The sequence below is a fragment of the Sphingomonas phyllosphaerae FA2 genome (assembly GCF_000427645.1).
In the GTDB taxonomy this organism is placed as follows: domain Bacteria; phylum Pseudomonadota; class Alphaproteobacteria; order Sphingomonadales; family Sphingomonadaceae; genus Sphingomonas; species Sphingomonas phyllosphaerae.
This window is the reverse complement of the sequence record NZ_KE386571.1, coordinates 1,099,769-1,122,238: the sequence shown is the minus strand read 5'-3', so window position 1 is coordinate 1,122,238 and position 22,470 is coordinate 1,099,769. Positions and strand designations below refer to the sequence as shown.

At 64.5% G+C, this 22,470-nt stretch carries 22 protein-coding genes and 1 tRNA gene; 16 read left to right on the top strand and 7 right to left on the bottom strand.

All coding sequences use genetic code 11. The annotated features are described in order from the left end of the window. Positions 1–43 precede the first annotated feature (43 nt). Genes SPHPH_RS0105670 through SPHPH_RS19030 form a run of 3 tightly spaced genes read left to right on the top strand, consistent with a single transcriptional unit; the run spans position 44 to position 2,996 of the window. Positions 44–1,729 carry a pilus assembly protein gene (locus SPHPH_RS0105670; RefSeq protein WP_156025848.1) on the top strand — a complete coding sequence of 562 codons (1,686 nt, stop codon included), beginning with the start codon at positions 44–46 and terminating at the stop codon, positions 1,727–1,729. Beyond that, positions 1,726–2,334, top strand: a complete 609-nt coding sequence (locus SPHPH_RS0105665; RefSeq protein ID WP_051272863.1) for a TadE/TadG family type IV pilus assembly protein — start codon at positions 1,726–1,728, stop codon at positions 2,332–2,334. Before SPHPH_RS0105670 ends, SPHPH_RS0105665 begins: the two co-directional genes overlap by 4 nt. Beyond that, a complete protein-coding gene (locus SPHPH_RS19030; protein ID WP_051272862.1) occupies positions 2,325–2,996 on the top strand; it encodes a hypothetical protein in 672 nt (223 codons plus the stop codon). The genes SPHPH_RS0105665 and SPHPH_RS19030 overlap by 10 nt, the downstream gene beginning before the upstream one ends. Positions 2,997–3,023: 27 nt before the next feature. Here SPHPH_RS19030 and SPHPH_RS0105655 read toward each other — a convergent pair whose 3' ends face one another. Both SPHPH_RS0105655 and pdhA read right to left on the bottom strand, forming a co-directional pair. Next, positions 3,024–4,442: a pyruvate dehydrogenase complex E1 component subunit beta gene (locus SPHPH_RS0105655; RefSeq protein WP_028965812.1), complete on the bottom strand. Its 1,419-nt coding sequence runs from the start codon at positions 4,440–4,442 to the stop codon at positions 3,024–3,026. A gap of 1 nt (position 4,443) precedes the next feature. After that, positions 4,444–5,502: a pyruvate dehydrogenase (acetyl-transferring) E1 component subunit alpha gene (pdhA, locus tag SPHPH_RS0105650; RefSeq protein WP_028965811.1), complete on the bottom strand. Its 1,059-nt coding sequence runs from the start codon at positions 5,500–5,502 to the stop codon at positions 4,444–4,446. 113 nt (positions 5,503–5,615) lie between these two features. On the opposite strand from pdhA, the gene SPHPH_RS0105645 reads away from it, so the two are divergent. The 3 genes from SPHPH_RS0105645 to SPHPH_RS0105635 are packed head-to-tail and all read left to right on the top strand — an operon-like array spanning position 5,616 to position 9,149. Then, a complete protein-coding gene (locus SPHPH_RS0105645; protein WP_028965810.1) occupies positions 5,616–6,971 on the top strand; it encodes an MFS transporter in 1,356 nt (451 codons plus the stop codon). Beyond that, positions 6,968–7,888 (top strand): cysteine synthase A, encoded by a 921-nt coding sequence (cysK, locus tag SPHPH_RS0105640; protein WP_028965809.1) that lies wholly within the window; start codon positions 6,968–6,970, stop codon positions 7,886–7,888. Before SPHPH_RS0105645 ends, cysK begins: the two co-directional genes overlap by 4 nt. A 22-nt stretch (positions 7,889–7,910) precedes the next feature. Further along, positions 7,911–9,149, top strand: coding sequence for a cell wall hydrolase (locus SPHPH_RS0105635; RefSeq protein WP_156025846.1), 1,239 nt, complete (start codon positions 7,911–7,913; stop codon positions 9,147–9,149). Between the two features lie 306 nt (positions 9,150–9,455). On the opposite strand, the gene SPHPH_RS0105630 is transcribed toward SPHPH_RS0105635, so the two are convergent. The 3 genes from SPHPH_RS0105630 to SPHPH_RS0105620 form a co-directional block, all read right to left on the bottom strand. Beyond that, positions 9,456–10,010 (bottom strand): FKBP-type peptidyl-prolyl cis-trans isomerase, encoded by a 555-nt coding sequence (locus SPHPH_RS0105630; RefSeq protein ID WP_028965807.1) that lies wholly within the window; start codon positions 10,008–10,010, stop codon positions 9,456–9,458. A 70-nt stretch (positions 10,011–10,080) separates the two neighbouring features. Continuing rightward, positions 10,081–10,287: a 30S ribosomal protein S21 gene (gene rpsU, locus SPHPH_RS0105625; RefSeq protein WP_007404630.1), complete on the bottom strand. Its 207-nt coding sequence runs from the start codon at positions 10,285–10,287 to the stop codon at positions 10,081–10,083. A gap of 113 nt (positions 10,288–10,400) precedes the next feature. Then, positions 10,401–11,228 carry a carbon-nitrogen hydrolase family protein gene (locus SPHPH_RS0105620; protein WP_028965806.1) on the bottom strand — a complete coding sequence of 276 codons (828 nt, stop codon included), beginning with the start codon at positions 11,226–11,228 and terminating at the stop codon, positions 10,401–10,403. Positions 11,229–11,347: 119 nt separating this feature from the next. Here SPHPH_RS0105620 and cysS point away from each other — a divergent pair, with 119 nt between their 5' ends. The 5 genes from cysS to SPHPH_RS0105590 all read left to right on the top strand — a co-directional run bounded on the left by cysS (position 11,348) and on the right by SPHPH_RS0105590 (position 16,608). After that, entirely contained in the window at positions 11,348–12,778 is a 1,431-nt protein-coding gene (gene cysS / locus SPHPH_RS0105615) for a cysteine--tRNA ligase (protein WP_028965805.1), read from the top strand. A gap of 23 nt (positions 12,779–12,801) precedes the next feature. Next, positions 12,802–13,581, top strand: coding sequence for an SDR family oxidoreductase (locus SPHPH_RS0105610; protein ID WP_028965804.1), 780 nt, complete (start codon positions 12,802–12,804; stop codon positions 13,579–13,581). A gap of 60 nt (positions 13,582–13,641) precedes the next feature. Further along, entirely contained in the window at positions 13,642–15,018 is a 1,377-nt protein-coding gene (locus SPHPH_RS0105605; RefSeq protein WP_337587818.1) for a class II 3-deoxy-7-phosphoheptulonate synthase, read from the top strand. Between the two features lie 108 nt (positions 15,019–15,126). Continuing rightward, positions 15,127–15,201 (top strand) — tRNA-Glu (locus tag SPHPH_RS0105600). Between the two features lie 1,026 nt (positions 15,202–16,227). Then, a complete protein-coding gene (locus SPHPH_RS0105590) occupies positions 16,228–16,608 on the top strand; it encodes a VOC family protein (protein WP_028965802.1) in 381 nt (126 codons plus the stop codon). 19 nt (positions 16,609–16,627) lie between these two features. Here the strand turns inward: SPHPH_RS0105590 and SPHPH_RS0105585 are convergent, their stop codons facing one another. After that, the gene (locus tag SPHPH_RS0105585) at positions 16,628–16,930 is read right to left on the bottom strand and encodes a helix-turn-helix domain-containing protein (protein WP_028965801.1); all 303 of its coding nucleotides are present in this window, start codon (positions 16,928–16,930) and stop codon (positions 16,628–16,630) included. Positions 16,931–16,992: 62 nt separating this feature from the next. On the opposite strand from SPHPH_RS0105585, the gene SPHPH_RS0105580 reads away from it, so the two are divergent. The 5 genes from SPHPH_RS0105580 (at position 16,993) to arsH (ending at position 19,190) form a co-directional block, all read left to right on the top strand. Next, entirely contained in the window at positions 16,993–17,352 is a 360-nt protein-coding gene (locus tag SPHPH_RS0105580; protein WP_028965800.1) for a VOC family protein, read from the top strand. 185 nt (positions 17,353–17,537) lie between these two features. Then, entirely contained in the window at positions 17,538–17,870 is a 333-nt protein-coding gene (locus tag SPHPH_RS0105575) for an ArsR/SmtB family transcription factor (RefSeq protein WP_028965799.1), read from the top strand. Positions 17,871–17,881: 11 nt separating this feature from the next. Then, a complete protein-coding gene (arsC, locus tag SPHPH_RS0105570; RefSeq protein ID WP_028965798.1) occupies positions 17,882–18,310 on the top strand; it encodes an arsenate reductase (glutaredoxin) in 429 nt (142 codons plus the stop codon). Then, positions 18,310–18,432, top strand: a complete 123-nt coding sequence (locus SPHPH_RS21670) for a hypothetical protein (RefSeq protein ID WP_272944238.1) — start codon at positions 18,310–18,312, stop codon at positions 18,430–18,432. The genes arsC and SPHPH_RS21670 overlap by 1 nt, the downstream gene beginning before the upstream one ends. Beyond that, entirely contained in the window at positions 18,432–19,190 is a 759-nt protein-coding gene (arsH, locus tag SPHPH_RS0105560) for an arsenical resistance protein ArsH (RefSeq protein ID WP_028965797.1), read from the top strand. Before SPHPH_RS21670 ends, arsH begins: the two co-directional genes overlap by 1 nt. A gap of 151 nt (positions 19,191–19,341) precedes the next feature. Here arsH and SPHPH_RS0105555 read toward each other — a convergent pair whose 3' ends face one another. After that, entirely contained in the window at positions 19,342–22,266 is a 2,925-nt protein-coding gene (locus SPHPH_RS0105555) for a glycosyl hydrolase 115 family protein (protein ID WP_028965796.1), read from the bottom strand. Positions 22,267–22,470 lie beyond the last annotated feature (204 nt).

Genomic DNA, 22,470 nt, shown 5'->3' with positions numbered 1-22,470 from the left:
TGGCTTCGTGCCTTCGCCGACCGTTCGTAACGAGAAACCGCGCGTGCCGTTCATCCTTTCGCGTGCCCTATCCCGATTGTTGCGCGATGCGGCCGGCAATGTCGCCATCATGGCGGCGTTCGCGGTTATCCCGTTGCTGGCGATGGTCGGCGGCGCGATCGACGCGAGCCGGACCTACATGGCCTATACACGGCTGCAACAGGCATGCGATTCCGGTGCGCTCGCAGGGCGCAAGGCGATGTCGAACGTCACGCAACTCACCGACGCCGAAAAGGCCAAGGCCGGCGAGTTCTTCCGCTTCAACTTTCCCGCCGGCACCTATGCGGCCGAACAGGTCACCGCTGTGTACGAAAAGGGCGCCAATGGCGTGGTGGTCGGCCGTGCCTCGCTCTCGATGCCGACGACGCTGATGCGGATGTTCGGCTTCGGCAGCATTCCGGTGAGCACGACGTGTCAGGCGGAACTGAACATTCCAAATACGGATGTCATGTTCGTTTTGGACGTGACGGGGTCGATGAATGACTCGCCTATCGGCGGAACAGTCAGCAGCTCCAATCCATCTAAACTCGATGGACTGAAGCAGGCCGTGAAGGACTTCTACAAAGCGCTGGGGCCCGGACCGGCAACGGGGCCGGGAAGGATCCGCTATGGCTTCATGCCATATTCCTCGAACGTAAATGTCGGTCGCATCGTCTACAAACTTAGTGCTTCGTATATCGCAGGCGGCACAGGCACCGCGCAGATCAAGTATCCCTCTCGCACCGGAGAGGTGCTCACGGGATGCTACAATAATTCCAACTGTGAGTATGTTTATTGGTCGCCAACGGTTTACACGCTGGATGCCAGCAAATGGGTACAAAGCACCAACAGACTTGCAAATCCGGCGTTCTGGTCGGGGAAGCCTACTGGGTGGAACGATGGCGCTCCGTCCACCTTTGCGTGGGATGGTTGCATTCGTGAAGCAAGTACTGTGCAGAATATCAACGCCAGCTCTCCTTTGGTGGTGCCTGCGCTGGCCTATGATTTGCAGATCGACTTGAAGCCAAACAGCGACGCTACGCGCTGGAAGCCCGCGATGACCGAGGCGCTGGCGGGAAATCGCCATTACAAGGATAGTGCCACCAGTACTTACCGGCTTTATCGCAGCGCCGCTTGTCCGCGCGAGGCGGGTGAGTTGACTCAATATACATCGGACTATGTGAGTTCGACCAAGAGTTCCGCGACCTTCGACGCCTATGTCGATGACCTTTCAGCCGGCGGGCAGACCTATCATGACATCGGCCTCATGTGGGGTGCCCGCTTTCTGTCACCCACCGGTATTTTCAGCGCGACGAACGCCGACTCCGTCGCGCCGGGAGGATATCAGGTATCACGACACATCGTCTTCATGACCGACGGTACGCTGGCTCCAACCTCGTACCTACCTGATGCGTGGGGGGTTAACAGCGTGATGAACAAGGTGCAGGCGGACAATGCCGTCGCACCGCCGACCGCGAGTGACGGTGACGTTTACCAAAGCCACCTTCGCCGCACCCAGATCATCTGTAACGAGATGAAGAAAAAGGGCTTCATCATCTGGATCGTCGGCTTCTCCTCAGGGCTATCGGATGAATTGAAGGCCTGCGCCACCGATCGCGATCATTGGGCGATCGCCAGCGACACGGCGAGCCTGCGAAAAACCTTCGCCAAGATCGCACAAACGATCGGCGGACTGCGGCTGTCGTCGTGAGCCTGCATCGCCGGCCCCTGCGCGCGTTGCTTCCCGCATCGGACGGTGCGACGCTGGTCGAGTTCGGCCTGGTCGTGCTTCCGTTCCTTACCTTGCTGATGGGCGCGCTCGATCTCGGCTATCAGGTCTATCTCAGCGCGCTCACCAATGGCGCAATGGAGCGAGCGGCGCGCAAGGCGACGGTCGCCAGCACCACCAAGGCTCAGGTGGCAGCGGCGATCCGCGCCGAGGTGCGCACGATCCTGCCCGCGGGAAGCCGCGACGATCCGGCGGCGGTGACGGTCACGCCGCTCAGCTACACCAACTTCGCCTCGATCGGGAAAGGCGAGCGGATCGTCGCCGACACTGCGCCGGTGGGGCAGTACAATTCGACCGACTGCTATGAGGATCGCAACAACAACGGCCGCTACGACGCCACCTTCGGCGGGGGCGACGACATGGGTACCGCCGACGACGTGATCTATTACGACGTCATCGTCAAAGTACCGCGGTTGTTTCCGCTGGCGCGCGCGATCGGCCTCGGGCCCGATACGATCGTCGATGCGCGGACGCTGATCCGCAATCAGCCGTATGGCGATCAGCAAATCCGGGTGCGATGCTCGTGACCGACGCGCGCGTCATGCTGCGAGCGCTGCGTCACGATCGCTCCGGCGTGGCGGTGATCGAGTTTGCGCTGGCGCTGCTGTTCCTGCTGCCGATCGCACTGACGGGGATCGAGATCGCCAATCTGGCAGTGGTGACGCTGCGGCTGAACCAGCTGGCGATGATGGTGGCGGACAATGTCGCGCGCTACCGCGGCAGCATCGACGAGGCGCAGGTGGACGAGGTGATGACCGGCGTCGCCTTTGCCGGCAGCGGGATCGACTTCGGCCAACAGGGGCGCGTGATCGTCTCGACTGTAGAGAGCAACGGCCTGACGGGCACGCAGGCTGGTTACAAGATCACCTGGCAGCGCTGTTTCGGTGCCAAGAACGTTACGTCGTCCTATGGCCTTGAAGGAGCCGGAGCGACGGATGCCACGCTCGCTGCGGGCATGGGGCCGGCGACGAACAAGGTGAAGCCGGTCGACAATTCGGCGCTGATCTTCGCCGAGCTGCGCTACACCTACAAGCCGATCGTCGGCATGGGGTTCATGGCGCCCAAGGAACTGACGTCGCTGCAGTCGTTCACGGTACGCGACCGATCGACGCAGGATCTCAGCAACACCACGGACATGACGACGGCGCAGCGCCGGCTGTGCGATGCCGCGCACCTCTCCGCCACCTGATCGACGGCGGAGAGGCGCGGCGGCAGCTTAGCCGCGGTAGCAGACCTTCTTGACCGTCTTGACGATCTTGTCGGTCGAGATCAGCGCCAGCTTCTCGAGGTTGGCGGCGTAAGGCAGCGGCACATCCTCGTTGGTGACGCGCAGCACCGGCGCGTCGAGGTCGTCAAAGCCCTCCTCCATCGCGATCGCGGCGATCTCCGAGGCGATCGAGCAGGTCGGCCAGCCTTCCTCAACCACCACCAGCCGGTTGGTCTTGGCGAGCGACTTTAGCACGGTCTGCTTGTCGAGCGGACGCAGCGTGCGCAGGTCGACGACCTCCGCCTCGATCCCCTCGCCCGCCAGCGTCTCGGCGGCTTCGAGCGCGAGCCCGACGCCGATCGAATAGCTGACGATCGTCACGTCCTTGCCCTCGCGCATGATCCGCGCCTTGCCAATCGGGAGCACCCAGTCATCGAGCTTCGGGATCTCGAACGAACGGCCGTACAGCAGCTCGTTTTCGAGGAACACGACCGGGTCCTGGCTGCGGATCGCCGCCTTGAGCAAGCCCTTGGCGTCGGCCGCGTCATAGGGCGCGATCACGATCAGCCCCGGCACCGAGGCGTACCACGGACCATAGTTCTGCGAGTGCTGCGCGCCGACGCGGCTAGCCGCCCCGTTCGGCCCGCGGAACACGATCGGGCAGCGCATCTGCCCGCCCGACATGTAGTTGGTCTTGGCGGCCGAGTTGATGATGTGGTCGATCGCCTGCATTGCGAAGTTGAAGGTCATGAACTCGACGATCGGCTTCAATCCGCCCATCGCCGCGCCCGTGCCGACACCGGCGAAGCCATATTCGGTGATCGGCGTGTCGATGACGCGCTTGTCGCCGAACTCGTCGAGCAGGCCCTGCGTGACCTTGTACGCGCCCTGATATTGCGCGACTTCCTCGCCCATCACGAACACGCGCTCGTCGGCACGCATTTCCTCGGCCATCGCGTCGCGCAGCGCCTCGCGGACCGTGACCTTCACCATTTCGGTGCCGGCCGGGATCGCCGGATCGGTGACCTCGGCCTTGTGGCTTGCCGCCTCGAACAGCTGGCGTGCACCGGTGTCGACCTTCTCCTGCGCGGGGTGCGCCGAATCCTCGACGGTGTCGGCCTTCTTCTCGTCCGCTGCCGCATCCGCCTTGGGCGAATCGTCCTTGGTCGCCGCACCGGCGTCCTCGCCCTCACCTGCGAGCTGCATGATGACGGTGCCGACCTTCACGCCGTCGGTCCCCTCGGCGACGAGGATCTTCGCGACGGTACCTTCGTCGACCGCCTCGAACTCCATCGTCGCCTTGTCGGTTTCAATCTCGGCCATGATGTCACCGGACTTCACCGTGTCGCCTTCCTTGACGAGCCACTTGGCGAGCGTGCCCTCCTCCATGGTGGGCGACAGCGCCGGCATCTTGATGTCGATCGCCATCTCAGTACTTCTCCACCAGAACGTCGGTATACAGTTCGGCCGGATCCGGCTCCGGCGTGCTTTCGGCGAAATCGGCCGACTCGGCGACCTGCTTGCGGATACGCTGCTCGACCGCCTTGAAGTCCTCTTCCTTGACCCCGTGGCCCTCGGTCAGCAGCTTCTTGACGTGTTCGATCGGGTCAGACTTGTCACGCACCGCCTGCACTTCGTCGCGCGAGCGGTACTTGGCCGGATCGGACATCGAGTGGCCGCGATAGCGATAGGTCTTCATCTCGAGGATGATCGGGCCCTTGCCGGCGCGGACCCAGGCGAGCGCCTCTTCGGCCGCGCCGCGCGACGCCAGCACGTCCATGCCGTCGACCTGAATGCCGGGGATGCGGAAGCTCTCGCCGCGGCGATACAGCTGATCCTCGGCCGAGGCGCGGTTGACGCTGGTGCCCATCGCGTACTGGTTGTTCTCGATCACGAAGATGATCGGGAGCTTCCAGAGCTCGGCCATGTTGAAGCTCTCGTACACCTGACCCTGGTTGGCCGCGCCGTCACCGAAATAGGCGAGGCACACACCGCCGTCGTTGTTGTACTTGTGGCTGAACGCGAGGCCCGCGCCGAGCGACACCTGCGCGCCGACGATGCCGTGCCCGCCGTAGAATTTATGCTCGACGCTGAACATGTGCATCGAGCCGCCCTTGCCCTTCGAGATGCCGGCCTGACGCCCGGTCAGCTCCGCCATGACGTCCTTGGGCGGGATCCCGCACAACAGCATGTGGCCGTGGTCGCGGTAGCCGGTGATGACCGAGTCCTTCTCGGTCAGCGCCGATTGCAGCCCGACCGCCACCGCCTCCTGCCCGATGTACAGGTGGCAGAAGCCGCCGATCAGGCCCAGGCCGTACAACTGCCCGGCCTTTTCCTCGAAGCGGCGGATCAGCAGCATGTCCTCGTAGAATTTGAGGAGTTCGTCCTTGCTCGCCTCATAGGGACGCGGCTCGGCGGGACGCTCGCGATTCGTTTTCTGCGGGTCGGCAGCCGGTGCTTCGCTGCGTGCTGCTGGGGCTTTTGCCACGATGGACACTACCTCGTTTCTTGAAAGACGTAGCGGCCTATAGCCACGGCACGGCACAGACTGCAAACCCCACCGGCTTGCAAGGGATTGGGGCCCGGTCTAGGCCGGCGTCAATGAGTGCGCCGACCCCTTCGTCTGCCCCGCTGCATCCGCTGCGGATCGCCAACTTCCGCGCCTATTGGCTGTCGCGTTTCGCAGGGACGATCGCGATCAGCGCGCAGGCGATCATCATCGGCTGGCAGGTGTACGGCATCGCGCGCGAGACGATGGATATCCGCGGCGCCGCCTTCATGCTGGGCATGATCGGGCTGGTGCAGTTCATTCCGCTGTTCCTGCTCACCCCGGTGGTCGGGCTGGTTGCCGACAGCGTCGACCGGCGCTGGATCGTGCGCGGAACGACCGCGCTGCTGGTCCTCAACGCCGCCACGCTTGGGGTGCTGACGTGGTCGGGTAATCTTTCATTGCCGTTCCTGTTCGGGGCGGCGGTGCTGATCGGAATCGCGCGTGCCTTTTCCGGGCCGGCCTATTCGGCGCTGGCGCCGAATCTCGTCCCCAAGGAAAGCCTGCCCACCGCGATCGCGATCTCGTCGATCGCGTGGCAGTTCGGCACGGTGGCGGGGCCGAGCATCGGCGGGCTGCTGTACGCGATCCATCCCGATGTGGCGTATGGCGTGATCTCGGCGCTTCTGGCGCTGGCGCTCGGCACGATGTTCCTGATCGGCAAGGTGCCGCAGCCGGCCGCACAGAAGGACCGCCAGCCGATCCAGCGGATCCTCGACGGTTTCTCCTATGTGCGGCGTAACCGACTGGTTCTGGCTGCGATCACGCTGGATCTCTTCGCGGTGCTGCTGGCCGGCGCGACTGCGCTGCTGCCGATCTACGCGCGCGATATTCTGCATGTCGGGGCGAGCGGTCTCGGCTTCCTCGCCGCCGGTATGGGGATCGGTGCGGGCACGACCGCCATCTGGTTCTCGTTCCGCCCGATGAAGTCGAACGTCGGGGTGAAGATGCTTGCGGCGGTCGTCGTGTTCGGGCTCGCGATCCTCGCCTTCGGCGTCGCGACGCAGGTCACCGATCTGTTCGGCGTCACGCAGGTCGGCGTGGGCGGAAGGATCCATGTCGATTTCGTCATCAGCCTGATCGCGCTGATCGTGGCGGGCGGGGCGGACATGGTGTCGGTCTATGTCCGGACCTCGCTGATCCAGCTCCATACCCCCGACGCGATGCGCGGCCGGGTCAGCGCGGTGTCGCAGCTCACGATCTCGGCCTCGAACGAACTGGGCGAGGCGGAAAGCGGGCTGCTGGCCTCGTTGCTCGGCCCGGTCGGCGCGGTCGTGTTCGGCGGGGTCGGCGCGATCGCGGTGACATTGCTCTGGTCGCGGCTGTTTCCGGAACTCCGCCGCGCGCGGACCTTTGATCCGCCCGACATTCTCGATATCGAACCACAACATGGAGTAGCGCAGCCATGAAGGCCCAGAACGTCCTGGAGACGATCGGCAATACGCCGCACATCCGCATCAACAAGCTGTTTCCCGGCTCCGAAGTGTGGATCAAGTCCGAGCGAGCGAACCCCGGCGGTTCGATCAAGGACCGCATCGCGCTGGCGATGATCGAGGCGGCGGAGGCGTCGGGCGCGTTGCAGCCGGGCGGGACGATCATCGAGCCAACCAGCGGCAACACCGGTATCGGGCTGGCGATGGTCGCGGCGGTCAAGGGCTACAAGCTGGTTCTCGTCATGCCCGAGAGCATGAGCCTCGAGCGCCGTCGCCTGATGCTTGCCTATGGCGCCGAGTTCGATCTGACCCCGCGCGAGAAGGGCATGAAGGGCGCGATTGAACGCGCGCTTGAGCTGGTCGAGCAGACCCCAGGTGCGTGGATGCCGCAGCAGTTTGAGAATCCGGCGAACATCGACGTGCACGTTCGCACCACTGCGCAGGAAATCCTGAACGATTTCCGCGACTCGCCGATCGATGTCCTCATCACCGGCGTCGGCACCGGCGGGCACATCACCGGCGTGGCAGAAGTGCTCAAGAAGGAATGGCCGAGCCTGAAGGTCTTCGCCGTGGAGCCGCAGGCGTCCCCGGTTATCGGCGGCGGTCAGGCCGGGCCGCACCCGATCCAGGGGATCGGCGCGGGCTTCATCCCCGCGAACCTGCACACGCAGGCGCTGGACGGTGTGATCGAGGTCGATGCCGCCGTCGCCAAGGACATGGCGCGGCGGTCGGCGCGCGAGGAAGGGCTGCTGGTCGGCATCTCCTCCGGCGCGACACTGGCGGCGATCCTCCAGAAGCTGCCCGATCTGCCAGACGACGTGCGGGTGCTCGGCTTCAACTACGATACCGGCGAGCGTTATCTGTCGGTGCCGGACTTCCTGCCGGAGAATTGATCTGTCCGATCTGAGCTGGAGGTTGCGCGCGGTCCTCGGCGGGATCGCGGCGTCGGCGCTCGTGGTGCCCGCGTTGGTCGCGCGTCGGGCGCCCGACGTGCCGCGCGCGATCGCGGCGAAGGTGAAGCGCCCGCAGCGAGTCGTCGCCGCGACCGAGGTTCCGACGGTCGAGCCGGTCGAGTTGCAGGACCTGACCCCGGAGGACGCGCGCGTCTACAACGCGGCGATCCCGTTTGTGCGCGGCCCGCGCCCGGCGGCGCGTCCTTTCCTGTTCGCGGGCGACGACACGCAGCGCGCGCGGGCGACCGACTGCCTGGCCGCGGCGGCGTGGTATGAGGCCGGTGACGATCCGGTCGGGCAGCAGGCGGTCGCGCAGGTGGTGCTCAACCGGTTGCGTCATCCCGCCTTTCCAAAGACGGTGTGCGGTGTGGTGTTTCAGGGGCAGGAACGCGCGACCGGCTGCCAGTTCACCTTCACCTGCGATGGCGCGCTGGCGCGACACCCGTCCGAGCCGGCATGGGAGCGCGCGCGCCAGGTGGCGACGAAGGCGCTGAACGGGGCGGTATTCGGCAAGGTCGGCTATGCCACGCATTACCACACCGACTGGGTTGTGCCCTATTGGAGTGCGAGCCTCGACAAACTCGCCGAAGTTCACACCCACCTTTTCTTCCGCTGGACCGGCTGGTGGGGCACGCCCGCCGCGTTCCGACGCAGTGTATCGAGCGACGAGCCGGTGATCGCCGGGCTGGCCGACATCTCGCCGGTCCATCGACTGGGCGGTGCGTTGGCCGAAGCCGCTGTCGCAATTGCGGCCGCTACGCCGGGCACCGCGAGTGTCGTGCCGGTGGCAACGAGCACCGTACCGGGCGAGCCCGACAGCTTCACGGCGCTGCTACCCGAAGGCGCGCCGGAGAATTATCCCGCACTCGCCAAGGCCGCCTGCGGCACGCGTGCGAAGTGCAAATTTCTTGGCTGGACCGACCGGACGATGCTGCCGGCCGGCACGGCGATGACGCCGGGACAAATGGCCAGCATGTCGTTCAGCTATCTGCACGATCAGGGCGCCGGACTGGAACGCGAGCTGTGGAATTGTCGCGAATTCCCACGTACCGGGCCGGGCCTGTGTATGCGGCGGCAGGTGGTGCCGGTCGCGACTCCCACCGGCGCACCGGTGCTGCGTGGGCCAAGTGCGCTGGATGGGGTTCGTCGACGCGAGGAGCCGGTGGCAACGCCGACGCCTGACGCTACCAAGGTGTCCTGAGCGGATCACTTCCCTCGTAGAGACGTGCTGCGATGGTGATCGCTTCGCAGTCGCGACCTTGAATACCTCTATCGGTCATTGCGAGCGTAGCGAAGCAATCCAGAGCGTCCTGATCCAACCCTGTATCGCCTCGCTGGGCTCGCAGTGACGGACCTTATATGATGGTAGCCTGAACTAGCTTCCAGCAAACGTCCCCCTCGACGTCACGCCCGATCGAGCTTCAGCGGCCTGTGAAGCAGTCGTCCAGTCCACAAACTAAAAGGGCGACCCTCAGGCCGCCCTCACCTGTTCCCGGAGGAACCCGTATCAACGCCCGCCGGGCGCTGCTCCAGCAGGACCACCTGCACCACCCATGCCCGGCATTCCGCCCATCATGCTCTGCTGCATCTGCATCTGGCGCACGGTCGCCTCGGGGAGGAAGTCGCGCAGTTCGACGTCGAAGACGAGCGTCGAATTGGCGGGGATCGGACCGTTGGCGCGGTCGCCGTAGCCGAGTTCCGGCTTGATCCAGAACCGGTACTTCGCGCCCTTGTGCATCAGCTTCAGGCCCTCGGAGAAGCCCGGAACGACGCCCGCGACGGGCAGCGGCGTCGGCTGCTGCGACTTGTCGAAGACGGTGCCGTCAACCAGACGCCCCTCATAGTTGATGAGCGCGACGTCGGTCTCGGTCGGCGACGGCGTCTTGGTCTCGCCGGCCTTTAGCACCTGATAGCGCAGCCCGGAGGGCGTCGTCACGACCCCAGTGCTGCCGGCGCGCGCCAATGCCACGCCTGCCACCAGGGCGATCAGCAACCCCGCCACCAGCCAGAGCACATAGGCGCGCCGGACGGGAGGGATCGGAACGGCGGTGACAGTCGACATCAGCGGGCAACCTCAGGCTAGCACGCGCCGCCGCGGCGACGCGCTGGCAGAAACGGGCGGACGCGGCGCCTTACCGCGCGCCGTCACGCTCCGCACGCTTGCGCTCCAGCTTGCGCGCACGACGCACCGCCGCCGCACGCTCACGCGCACGCTTCTCCGAGGGCTTCTCGTAGTGGCGGCGCAGCTTCATTTCGCGATACACGCCCTCACGCTGCAGCTTCTTCTTGAGCGCGCGAAGGGCTTGGTCAACATTGTTGTCGCGAACGATGATCTGCATTGGAACCTTCAACTCCGGATCAAACAGGTAATGCGGCGGCGAGCGAGGCTCGCGCCGAACACACCGGCCCTAGCAGCAAGTGCCCAGCCCCGCAAGCGTTCACTCCCTGATGCTCATGCGATCACGATCGGCGCGGTCACCACGCGGCGATGCTGGAGCGCGGGCACGCGGCTGCGCACATCCTGTACGCGCGCGGCGTCGACCTCGGCATAGCCGATGCCCGGAGCCTCACCCATGTCGAGCAGCACCTCGCCCCACGGATCGACGACCAGCGAATGACCATAGGTGGCGCGACCGTCGTCATGCACGCCGGTCTGCGCGGCGGCGACGAGATGAACTCCCGCCTCGATCGCGCGGGCGCGCAGCAGGACGTGCCAATGCGCCACCCCGGTCGGCCGCGTGAAGCTGGCCGGCACCGACAGGATCTGCGCGCCGGCATCGGTCAGCGCGCGATACAGGTCGGGAAAGCGCATGTCGTAACAGATGGACAGGCCCATGCGCCCCAGCGGCGTGCCGACCACCACGGGGCGATCGCCGGCAGCATAACTCGCCGACTCGCGCCAGCTTTCACCGGTCGGCAGATCGACGTCGAACAGGTGCATCTTGTCGTAGCGGGCGCGGATGTTGCCGACCGCGTCGATCACGAAGCTGCGGTTGGCGAGCCGCCCGTCAGGCCGCCGCAGAGCCAGCGATCCGAGATGGACCCACACTCCGGCGCGTGCCGCCGCCTCGCGCACAGCGACGAGGACGCGATCATCGCCCTCGCGCATGATCGCGTCCGCTGCGCGGGCGCGGTCGCGGTCGAGCAGCCCCGACATTTCCGGCGTGAAGACCATCGCGGCACCGGACGCGCCGGCCTCCTCGATCGCCGCGACCAGGGCGGCGGCGTTCCGGGCAGGATCGATCCCGGTCGTGGTCTGAACGACGGCAATCTTCGTCACGCATGGCTCCTTGCTGCTGCTCGATGCGGAACAGCAAGCGCATCACGCGCGCAAGTGTTGCAACGCCGCAACGTCCACGGACGGTTGGCGTGGCGGGGTCAGCGGACTAAGAGCGCGGGATGACCGGCGTTCCCCTGATCCTCTACAACAGCCTCTCGCGCGCGCTCGAACCGTTCGCGCCGCTCGATCCCGGTAACGTCCGCATCTATTCGTGCGGACCGACCGTCTATCATTATGCGCATGTCGGCAATTTGCGCGCCTATGTTTTCACCGACACGCTGAGCCGGACGATCGCGGCGAAGGGCTGGCCACTCACGCATGTCATCAACATCACCGACGTCGGGCATCTGACGTCCGATGCCGACGCAGGCGATGACAAGATGGAGGCGGCGGCGCGGGCGAGTGGACGCGATATCTGGGCGATCGCACGGCATTACACCCAGGCCTTCAAGCAAAATCTTGCCGATCTGAACATCCGCACACCGACGCATATGCCGCTCGCCACCGATCACGTGGCGGAGATGATCGCGTGGGGCGAGAAGATCGCCGATCGTCACTGCTATCAGCTTGAAGATGGCCTGTATTTCGATACGACCACCGTGCCCGATTACGGCCGGCTGGCGGGAGCGGCCGACGATGCCGCGCAGGGGCGGATCGACACGGTCGCGGGCAAGCGGCACCCGCAGGATTTTGCGATCTGGCGCTCCACGCCGCCCGGTGAGACGCGGCAGATGGAATGGGACTCGCCCTGGGGCCGCGGCGCACCCGGCTGGCACCTAGAATGCTCGGTGATGGCGGCCAAATATCTCGGTCCGGCGTTCGACATTCACACCGGCGGGATCGACCACCGCGAGATCCATCATCCCAACGAGATCGCGCAAAATCAGGCGCATTGCGAATGCGCCGACACCGGCGCGACGTTCTGGTTGCATAACAACTTTCTCGTCGATCGCGCGGGAAAGATGAGCAAATCTTCGGGCGAGTTCCTTACGCTCTCTCGATTGATCGAGCGGGGCTTCCATCCCCTTTCCTATCGATTGATGTGCCTGCAGGCGCATTATCGCAGCGAGCTGGAATTCTCGTGGGAGAATCTGACCGCGGCGCAGGTACGGCTGAAGCGCTGGGTCCATGCGGTCGAAGGCTTGCGTAGCCGGAGCACTGCGGGCGGTGGTGCACGCTCGGCTGATTATATCGCCCAGCTGGACGCCGCGATCAGCGACGATCTGGCGACGCCCCGGACGCTGCCCGTACTGGATGCGCTGCTTGGCGATAAGAAACTGTCGGCGGACGATCGGCTCGCCACGCTGTTGGCGTTCGATGAGGTGCTCGGGCTCGATCTGGCGCAGCTCGATCGTGCGGCCCTGCGGGTGCGCCCGGCCGGGGCCACCATCGACGAGGCGGCGATCAAGGCGCGCCTCGCCGATCGGAAGGAAGCGCGCATTGCCAAGGATTTCGCGCGCTCGGATGCGATCCGCGACGAACTCGCGAGCAGCGGCGTCGAGGTAATGGACGGTGATCCGCTCGGCTGGGACTGGAAGCTGCCGGGCTGACGGCAAAGGAAAGGACGACCGAGATGGATCTGGGGCTGACGAAACGGACGGCGATCGTGTGCGCATCCAGCCACGGTCTCGGCCGGGCGTGCGCGACCGCTCTGGCGGAGGCGGGGTGCACGGTGATCCTCAATGGCCGCGACGCCGCAGCGCTGGAGCAGACCGCCGCTGCGCTGCGCGACGATGGCGCAACCGTTCTCACGGTCGCGGGCGATGTCGGCGACGAGCGCGTCCAGACGGCGTTGATCGACGCGGCCGGCGGGCAGGTCGACATCCTTATCAATAACAACGGCGGTCCGCCGCTGCGCGATTTCCGTGCGCTTGACGGCGACGCGATCCACGCCGGCGTCGATGCCAACATGGTCACCCCGATCCGGCTGGTGCAGAAGGTGATCGACGGGATGATCGAGCGCCACTTCGGACGGATCGTGTGCATCACCTCGGGATCGGTGAAGGCGCCGATACCCGGGCTCGATCTGTCGAGCGGCGCACGGGTCGGGCTGACCGGTTTTCTGGCAGGGGTCGCGCGGCAGGTCGCGCACGCCAACGTCACGATCAACTTCCTGCTCCCCGGCCTGTTCGACACGCGGCGGCTGGCAGGCGTGCACGCTTTCAATGCGGAGAAGAATGGCGTCTCGGTCGAGGAAGCCGCCGCAGCCGCGCGTGACCGGATACCCGCGAAACGCTTCGGCGAGCCGCACGAGTTCGGCGATGCCTGCGCCTTCCTTTGCGCCAAGTCGTCCGGTTTCATCACGGGACAGAGTCTGCTGATCGACGGCGGCGCGTATCCGGGTGTGCTGTAAAGAGGAAGTTGATTGCGGCCCGCGCGCGGTTGGTTCAAGGCGCGGGCGTTAGTTGGAAGGATGAATACTATGGCCACCTGGGCCCCGCATAGCTGGACCACTGCCGAAGCGCGCCAGCTCCCCGTCTATCCCGATGCTGCGGCGCTGGATGATGCGACGCGGCGGCTGGCCTCGTTTCCGCCGTTGGTCTTTGCGGGTGAAGCCCGCAACCTGACCGCCGATCTCGCCAAGGTCGCCGAAGGCAAGGCGTTCCTTCTGCAAGGCGGCGATTGCGCCGAGAGCTTCGCGGAATTCCACCCCAACAACATTCGCGATACTTTCCGCGTTATCCTCCAGATGGCGGTGGTGCTCACCTTCGCCTCGAAGCTGCCGGTGGTGAAGGTCGGTCGCATGGCGGGGCAGTTCGCCAAGCCACGCTCCGCCAATACCGAGACGATCGATGGCGTCGAGCTGCCCAGCTATCGCGGCGACAATGTCAACGACATCGCCTTCACCGCGGAGTCGCGCATTCCGGACCCGGAGCGGATGATCCGTTCCTATGCGCAGTCGGCGGCGACGCTGAACCTGCTGCGCGCCTTCGCGCAGGGTGGGTATGCGAATCTGCATCAGGTGCATCGCTGGACCCACGACTTCATGGGCCGCAGCCCGTGGGCGAAGAAATACGCCGAAACCGCCGATCGGATCGGCGAGGCGCTCGACTTCATGGAGGCGTGCGGGATCAGCCCGGACACGGTGCCGCAGCTATCGCAGACGACCTTCTATACCAGTCACGAGGCGTTGCTGCTGCCGTTCGAGGAAGCACTTACCCGACAGGATTCGCTGACCGGCGACTGGTACGACACGTCGGCGCATTTCCTGTGGATCGGCGACCGCACTCGCTTCGATGGCTCGGCACATGTCGAGTTCCTGCGCGGGATCGGGAACCCGATCGGCATCAAATGCGGTCCATCGCTCGAGCCGGACGCCTTGCTGCGCATGCTCGACACGCTCAACCCGCAGCGTGTGCCGGGGCGGATGACGCTGATCACCCGCTATGGCTACGACCAGATCGAGGCGCATCTGCCGCGGCTGGTGCGCGCTGTGAAGCGCGAGGGGCATTCGGTGGTATGGAGTTGCGACCCCATGCACGGCAACACCGTCAAGGCGACGAGCGGCTACAAGACTAGGCCGTTCGACCGTATCCTGTCCGAAGTGCGCGGCTTCTTCGCGGTCCACCGCGCGGAGGGCACGCACGCCGGCGGCATCCACGCGGAGATGACCGGCCAGAACGTGACGGAATGCACCGGCGGCGCGATCGACGTGACGGAGCAGAGCCTCGCCGATCGTTACCACACGCATTGCGATCCACGTCTGAACGCCGGACAGAGCCTCGAACTGGCGTTCCTGCTGGCGGAGATGCTGAACACGGAAATGGCGGAGCGTCGCAAGGCGGCGTGATATGGAGGTGCGTCGGCTAACGTGCCGGCGCACCTTTTTGGTGATCGGCACGAAAGTCGCTTGACGCCCCCGCCCCGCCGACCTAACAGCGCGCCTCACACCGCGCACGGCCCCTTCGTCTAGCGGTTAGGACGTCGCCCTCTCACGGCGAAAACACGAGTTCGATTCTCGTAGGGGTCACCAGCGATTACAAGCACTTAGAGGCTTGATTGCCGGAATAAGCCGAGGTTTGACCGTTTCGCCGATTGCGCGACTTTAGGCGCAGCTTTGATCCGCCAGCCGACCCGTTGGGGCAAACTTCTGTCGCCTGATCCACGTCGGTGCTGCTCTTCATGCGGTCGAGCAACGGCTCGATCAATCGAACGAAAGTGAAGGATGCGTTCGTCGCCCACGCCGCGACGCCCGACCGCGCAGTCCAGACGCCCTAATCCACCCGATATTTCGATTAATGCACGCTCGACGAGGCTTGGGCGAGCGACAGCTTAGGCGCGTTCAACACGACCGAGTAGGCGGCACTCACTTTCCCCTTCGTGCACCCGTCGCTTCACCGGCTCGAGTGAATATGTCAGGATCGGCGCATCTTCTTCATGCCCCACTGGATCGATGCCGTCATCGGAGGTTAGCATGATCCCGCCGCGGTCGGCATCGTCGATCGGCTTCCGAAAGCGCACCCCGCCCTGCCGATCGGTTTACGTCGTAAGGTTGTGACGGTGCATGACGAATGGGCATTGATCGTGTGCATCAGGCCGCAACATCTCTGACGCCAACGGCCGAGGCCGAATGAAGACCCACTTTCGGCCAGCCAGTGTGGTGAAGACAACCCACGCAATCCGCCGTTCGTTCAGGCGAATAGGTTCACGCTTACGGCCAGTTCATGCAGGCGTATGGAATGGCGGGGATTGAGACTTTGCCACCAGCGCTTGTCGCGTCCGCGCGCTCCGCCGCGAGATGTCCTGAAAACGATGGTCGATCGAGAAAGCGCGAGACGTTTGAAAATCCTGTAGCGGCTTCTTGAAGGAAGCTGCACCTTTCGTCTGTCGCTGATTGCTATAGCAATTGATGCACCAATAGTCGGTGCCATCATGTCCCGGTTAGCATGCGGGTATGGAACCTGTAACGACACGAGGAGCGGGATCGAGATGCACGGCGTCGGCATGGGGCTTCAGGATCATCGCGCTTCTCGCGTCGTTCGCATGGCAGGATCCCGGCATGGCTGAGCAACCTGGTCACGTCACGGGCATTGGTGGCGTTTTCGTCAAGAGCAAGGACCCCAAAGCGCTGGCACACTGGTACAAGGAGGTGCTGGGGCTGGACGTCGCATCATGGGGTGGGGCAGCGCTGCCCTTTGACGCGCCAGGGCATCCGCCCAAGGTGTCGTGGATGGCCTTTCCGGATGGCACGGATCACATGGCACCCTCCACGAGGGAGTTCATGGTCAACTTCGCCGTCGACGACATGGACGCGATGATCGCGCGATTGACGGCGAAGGGCGTTCCTATTCTCAGACGGGACGATGCCGACCCTTTCGGGCGGTTCGCGTGGATACAGGATCCGGACGGCACCAAGATCGAGCTGTGGCAACCGAAATAGCGTGCGGCCAGCGTGCCGGTCAGCCGGCGGGCCTGCGCCAGGGTGAAAGAAGCTGGTAGCGCGTCACCTCGGTCGCTCCGCTCTTTTCTGCGCGCAACAGGCCCCGGTCGATCAGGTGAGACACCGCGTCCTGTGCACTGCGCTTGGAGAGCCCGGTGCGCTCGGCGAGCTGCGCGTGGCTGATGCGGGCGAAGCCTGCCTCCGACGACGCATATAGCGAAAGGTAGACCAGGAAAGCCGATGTCCGTCGATCGTGACCCACCAGGTCGCGCATCAGGGTGTCGAGGACGTAAGCGTCCAACGCGTATTGCTTGCCGCTCATTGCTACAGCAATTAGCATTGCCCAGGGACGCCGCGAAAGGGCAGCGGCCAGGAAGGCCAGCCGTGATCCGAAAGCTGAATTACGTCGGCATTCCGACGCGCGATCAGGATCGTGCGCTGGCCTTCTGGACGGAGATCATGGGGTTCGTGATCGCGACTGATCGCCCGGTTGGGGAGAAGCGCTGGATCGAATTGACCATCCCCGGCGCACAGACCGGCCTCCTTCTGTTCACGCCTGAGGGGCACGAGGACAGGATCGGCACCTTCTTCAACGGGTCGTTCGGCTGCGACAATGTGCAATACGAGTATGATCGACTGTCGGCGAGAGGTGTGACCTTCCTGGGACCACCCCGGACCAAGCCGTTCCCGCACGTCTATTTCAATGATCCAGATGGAAATACGTTTTTTCTCTCTAGCAGGTGACAGATGGTTGCGCCCTTCCTGATCAGAAACGGCAATCGAGGCATGGGACGCCGCCTCGAACGGGATCAGGAAAGAGCACGACCGAAACCTTCCCGCAATCCGTTGTCGGGTGGGTGACGGGGCACTTGATCCACGCAGAGTCAAGCGACAGTAGCGTCACGAATTATATCCGTTATGTTGGATGTATGGATATTGATTCGGCTATCGCCGCGCTTGGGGCGCTGGCGCAACGAACGCGCCTCGATGTGTTCCGCCTGCTGGTCCACAATGAACCCGCCGGGATGGCGGCCGGCGAGATTGCCCGTAAACTCGACGTGCCGCAAAACACCATGTCGGCGCACCTCGGCATTCTTGCCCGCGCTGGCTTGGTTCGCTCAGAACGCCATAGCCGTTCGATCATCTACCGCGCCGATCTGGACGGCCTGCGCGCGCTGACGCTGTTCCTCGTCAAGGACTGCTGCGCGGGCAATGCCGAGCTGTGCACGCCCCTTATCGCCGAACTCGCCCCTTGCTGCTGAAAGGACGTCCCGTGGTTGTCGATATCGTCATCTACCACAACCCCGAGTGCGGCACCTCGCGCAACGCCCTCTCTATGATCCGCAATGCCGGCATCGAGCCGCATGTCATTGAGTATCTGAAAACGCCGCCATCGCGCGCGATGCTGGTCGAATTGATCGACCGCGCCGGTATGACGCCCCGCGAACTGCTGCGCGAGAAGGACACGCCCTATGCGGCGCTGGGGTTGCGTGACACGGCGCTGTCTGACGACGCCCTGCTTGACGCGATGGTGGCGCATCCAGTCCTCATCAACCGGCCACTGGTCGTCTCCCCGCTCGGCGTGAAGCTGTGCCGCCCCTCCGAAGCCGTCCTCGATCTGCTGCCAAGCGGCCAGCTTGCCGCATTCGCCAAGGAAGACGGCGAACAGGTGATCGATGCTTCGGGCCAGCGCATCGGCTGATGCTCCTTGCCGTCCTGATCTTCGTCGCGAAGATCACGCTCATCATCTGGCAGCCCACGCTCGCCGTGCCTGTCCTGCTCACCACGCTGGCGGCGCTCGCGCTGCGAATGGGAATTGCCTGATGCCTCTACGCGATCTTGCCGACCCCGACCATCTGCCTGCCCTCGATCGCCGCTATGCGCTCGCTCGTCCTGCCCTCGGGCTGGGCGCTGGCGATCCGCCGCCTCGCATCCTGCTGCTGTACGGGTCACTTCGGGAGCGATCCTATTCGCGCCTGTGCATCGAAGAAGCAGCGCGGCTGCTCCGCTTCTTCGGCTGCGAGACGCGCATCTTCGACCCCGCGACATTGCCGCTTCCCGATCAGGTAGCCGGTGACGATCATCCAGCCGTCCACGAACTAAGGGAGCTGTCGATGTGGTCGGAGGCACAGGTGTGGTGCAGCCCCGAACGACACGGTCAGATTACCGGCATCATGAAGCTGCAAGTCGATCACCTGCCACTCTCGTTGGGCGGGATGCGTCCGACGCAGGGCCGCACGCTCGCCGTCATGCAGGTGTCGGCCGGGTCGCAGTCCTTCAACAGCGTCAACACATTGCGCGTGCTGGGCCGCTGGATGCGGATGGTCACGATCCCGAACCAGTCATCGGTCGCCAAGGCATTCAACGAGTTCGATGATGCCGGCCGCATGAAACCGTCCAGCTACTACGACCGGATCGTGGACGTGATGGAAGAACTGGTGCGCTTCACCGTCCTGTTACGCCCGCATACCGCGCAGCTGGTCGATCGCTACTCTGAGCGGAAGGAAGCCGGGGTGCCGATCAACGCCGCCACGGACCTGTCCAGCATCGCCATCGCATCGTTTGATCATCCCTCGATTTGACGGGCACCGGTGGTCCGACCAGGCTCCCGCCATCTTGGCTGCCTCTTGTCCCAACCAGAACGCTGCACTGCAAAATCAACCACTTGTGCAGACCTTGCGGTTCAAGCCAGCCCAGTCGGCGCAATGATGATGGCGCCGAAACCTAGGACTATCATTGATTGCCGTCGCAAGGCGGCCCGAAGAAGGACGGTCGCAGGTCGTCGCGCGAAACGATCAAGGATTGCAGGACCAATGTAGGGTCTACCATCGAAATCGTCAGCACATGGCGGCCCGGGTGATCCGTGGTGACAGAAAAACGCATTGTACGTGCGTTGTTCGCGGTGCTGGTCGGGTGCGCCGATCCCAGGAAATCCTGCCGCCGCCCCTCCTCCGTGCCAAACACCGCCTTTGTGGTGGGCGGCTGATCGTCGAGCCCGACCGCGACGGCCAGCCTGCGCCCCGGGATGGTCTCGAGCGTCGGCCCGGTCACCAGGTCGACCTGGTAGGTACCCGCCTCGGGGAGAAAGACGGCGTATTCCAGCCGCGGCGCGGCGCTCGGATCCGGGAACGAAGAGCTGTCGACGGGGAAGATTGACATCGCGGTCTCGACACGCCCGTAGTCCGGGATCGGCTCCCAACGGACGCCGTTCGCCGGGATGTTCCGCTGAAAGCCATCTGCCGGGATCGCGAACGCGCCGGTCAGGCCGCCGAACGCTCCTCTGGCGGCGCGTTCCTGCCCCGCGGTGGCGCGGAGTGCGATGAGCTTGATAGTGATCTTGTCCCCTCCCCGGCCCTCGCCTGCGCCTTCGACCGTGATACGCGCCTCGGCGCGGCCGACCGGCGCACGGCTCCAGTCGACGTCTACCCAATAACGGCGGTCGCGAGGCGACGCGCTGAACGCCGCGGCCTCGCGGACGATCACCCAGTCCCGATCGGCGACGACCTTCACCGCAACCGGCGCAGCGCTGCGCGGATAGACCTCGAAATAGGTCGGGCGGCCCGTCAAGCTGTCGAGCGTCGGCAGCGTGGGCGACAGATAATAGCCCGGCCACCCGTTCGGCGATCCGTCCACCGACACGCCAAACCCGTCCAACCCCGACAGGTCGAGATCGGCGAGAGCGGGCATAATGTCCGCCTCCGGGGGATACCATTGAAAATAGCCGATGTGGGTCTGGTCCATCATATGGTTCCATTTGCCCCCGGTCATGACATGATTGTACCGGTTACGCAGCGCGCGATCCTCCAGGAAGCGCCGCCTGACCTCCGCCGCCTCGTCTCGGGTGCTCAGGCGTGCCTGTTGCGCGAACCGGGCATTGCGTGCGGCGGCGACGTACATCTGCGTCAGGTTCGCGCACGCCTTCACCGGATAGAGGACGAGTTGGTAGAAGGCGTCGCGCTGTTCGGGGCTCAGCGCGGCGTTGACCATCTCGGCCCGCTGCTCCAGCCTGGCCCAAGCCGCGCACACCCGCCCCGCCTCACGATAGTTTTCGAGGCTGTACGTCGCCGGCGACAATTGCTCCGGTTTCCGCCAGGCGTTGTATTTGGCGTAGCGCGACGCGAGCAGGGCGATCTCGGCGGCATGATCCGCCCCGAATTGCCGCTTCGCCCATTCGAGCGTCCAGCCCGCGATCAGATCCTTCGACACCGCCGCCGGATTCCAGGCCATCGCAATGAAGAATTCGACCGGCAGCTCGAGCGGCTTGAGGTCGCCGACGTTCGCGATCCAGATCTGGTTGGCACCATAGCGGTTGGCCAAGTTCATCTGCTCCCAGATCTTGGGCAGCGGGTTGGAGTTGATCCATTGGTAGGAAAACGGGCCGCCGTGCATGTCCATATGGAAGTAGATGCCGGACCCGCCGCTGCGCGTTCGCTCGGCCGGGGTGGGTAGCCGGCGAAGATTGCCGACATTGTCGTCGGTGAACATCAGCGTGACGTCGTCGGGGATCTGCAGCCCGGCGTCGTAATATTTGTAGACTTCCGTAAAGAGCACCCACACCTGCGGCACCTCGGACGCAGGCTTGCCGACCGCCTCTGAAATGATCCGCCGCTGATCGGCAATGATCCCTTCGAGCAGCTTGACGTCGGACGCCATGCTGCCGGTGCTTTCCAACGCGGTGTCGCCGTCGCCGCGCATTCCAACCGTGACGATCGCTTCCTTGCGGCCGTTCCTCTCCATGCCTTCCTTAAAGAAACGCCGGATCGCCTCACGGTTGGTGGCGTAGTTCCACTCGCCATTGCCATATTGCTGGTGATTGTCGGTCCACTCCTTGTGGGCGCGCATCATCGGTTCATGGTGCGACGTGCCCATCACGATCCCATATTCGTCGGCCAGCACGGCGTTGGCGGGATCGTCGACCGCAAAGGCATTGTTCCACATCGCCGGCCACAGATAGTTGGCGCGCAGCCGAAGCATCAGCTCGAACAGGCGGGTGTAGAACTGGCGGTTCATCCCGCCGAACTTCTCGGTCGTCCAGCCCGACAGGCACGGCGCCTCGTCGTTGAGGAAGATGCCGCGATATTTCACCGCGGGCGAGCCCTGAACATAGTCGCCGTAAGCGACACTGACATCCTTGCGGGATGGCACGGGGACGTCGGCCCACCAATACCAGGGCGAAACGCCGATCGCGCCGGACAGGTCGTAGACGCCGTAGATCGCCCCGCGCTTGTCGCTGCCGACGATCACCAGCGCCTCCTCGACACCGGGCAGCGGGTTTCGCAGCGTCTGGATGAGATAGGCTTCCCATTTGCCCCGGATGCGATCCACCTTGAGCCGTCCCGAGCGCACCAGCCCGTCAATGACCGCACTGTTGCCAAGCGATCCGACGATAATGGTGTGCCGGGACAAGCCGGCGGCATCGGACACGACCGTCGCCGGCTGCCTGATGACGCGCCCGATGTCGGCGGCGAGGTCGTTCGCGGCGCGCCGCACGCCCGGCAACTCCTGCGCATCGACGAAGACGGAGGCGAGGACCCGTCCATCACGCGCGATCGTAAAAGCGGACGCCTTCCCGTAGCCGAAGCGGACCGCCCCGGCAAGCGGGCTGGCGAACAAGCCGGCGGTTAGAGCACCTCGCGTGACATCCCGACGACTGAGCATTGTTTTCTCCCACATTCACCCACTGGCTTCGATGCGGCCGAGTGGCGCACTTACCCGCGTGCGAAGTGAATTGGCGTTATAACCCAGTCTGATGTTAGCGCCACCATTTTGGTCAGGCCAATCTGTTTGGCACGCTTCCCTCGAATTGAGCGGGGTAGCAAATAGCGGGAGTGCGGCGAGTGACGCCGTCGGCCTAAAGCTGTG

Excerpts from the sequence above, each read along its gene's own strand:
- SPHPH_RS19030 (WP_051272862.1), top strand. The coding sequence starts at position 2,325 with ATGCTCGTGACCGACGCGCGCGTCATGCTGCGAGCGCTGCGTCACGAT.
- SPHPH_RS0105655 (WP_028965812.1), bottom strand. The coding sequence starts at position 4,442 with ATGGCGATCGACATCAAGATGCCGGCGCTGTCGCCCACCATGGAGGAG.
- SPHPH_RS0105645 (WP_028965810.1), top strand. The coding sequence starts at position 5,616 with ATGAGTGCGCCGACCCCTTCGTCTGCCCCGCTGCATCCGCTGCGGATC.
- cysK (WP_028965809.1), top strand. The coding sequence starts at position 6,968 with ATGAAGGCCCAGAACGTCCTGGAGACGATCGGCAATACGCCGCACATC.
- SPHPH_RS0105630 (WP_028965807.1), bottom strand. The coding sequence starts at position 10,010 with ATGTCGACTGTCACCGCCGTTCCGATCCCTCCCGTCCGGCGCGCCTAT.
- rpsU (WP_007404630.1), bottom strand. The coding sequence starts at position 10,287 with ATGCAGATCATCGTTCGCGACAACAATGTTGACCAAGCCCTTCGCGCG.
- cysS (WP_028965805.1), top strand. The coding sequence starts at position 11,348 with ATGACCGGCGTTCCCCTGATCCTCTACAACAGCCTCTCGCGCGCGCTC.
- SPHPH_RS0105610 (WP_028965804.1), top strand. The coding sequence starts at position 12,802 with ATGGATCTGGGGCTGACGAAACGGACGGCGATCGTGTGCGCATCCAGC.
- SPHPH_RS0105605 (WP_337587818.1), top strand. The coding sequence starts at position 13,642 with ATGAATACTATGGCCACCTGGGCCCCGCATAGCTGGACCACTGCCGAA.
- SPHPH_RS0105590 (WP_028965802.1), top strand. The coding sequence starts at position 16,228 with ATGGCTGAGCAACCTGGTCACGTCACGGGCATTGGTGGCGTTTTCGTC.
- SPHPH_RS0105585 (WP_028965801.1), bottom strand. The coding sequence starts at position 16,930 with ATGAGCGGCAAGCAATACGCGTTGGACGCTTACGTCCTCGACACCCTG.
- SPHPH_RS0105575 (WP_028965799.1), top strand. The coding sequence starts at position 17,538 with ATGGATATTGATTCGGCTATCGCCGCGCTTGGGGCGCTGGCGCAACGA.
- SPHPH_RS21670 (WP_272944238.1), top strand. The coding sequence starts at position 18,310 with ATGCTCCTTGCCGTCCTGATCTTCGTCGCGAAGATCACGCTCATCATC.
- arsH (WP_028965797.1), top strand. The coding sequence starts at position 18,432 with ATGCCTCTACGCGATCTTGCCGACCCCGACCATCTGCCTGCCCTCGAT.
- SPHPH_RS0105555 (WP_028965796.1), bottom strand. The coding sequence starts at position 22,266 with ATGCTCAGTCGTCGGGATGTCACGCGAGGTGCTCTAACCGCCGGCTTG.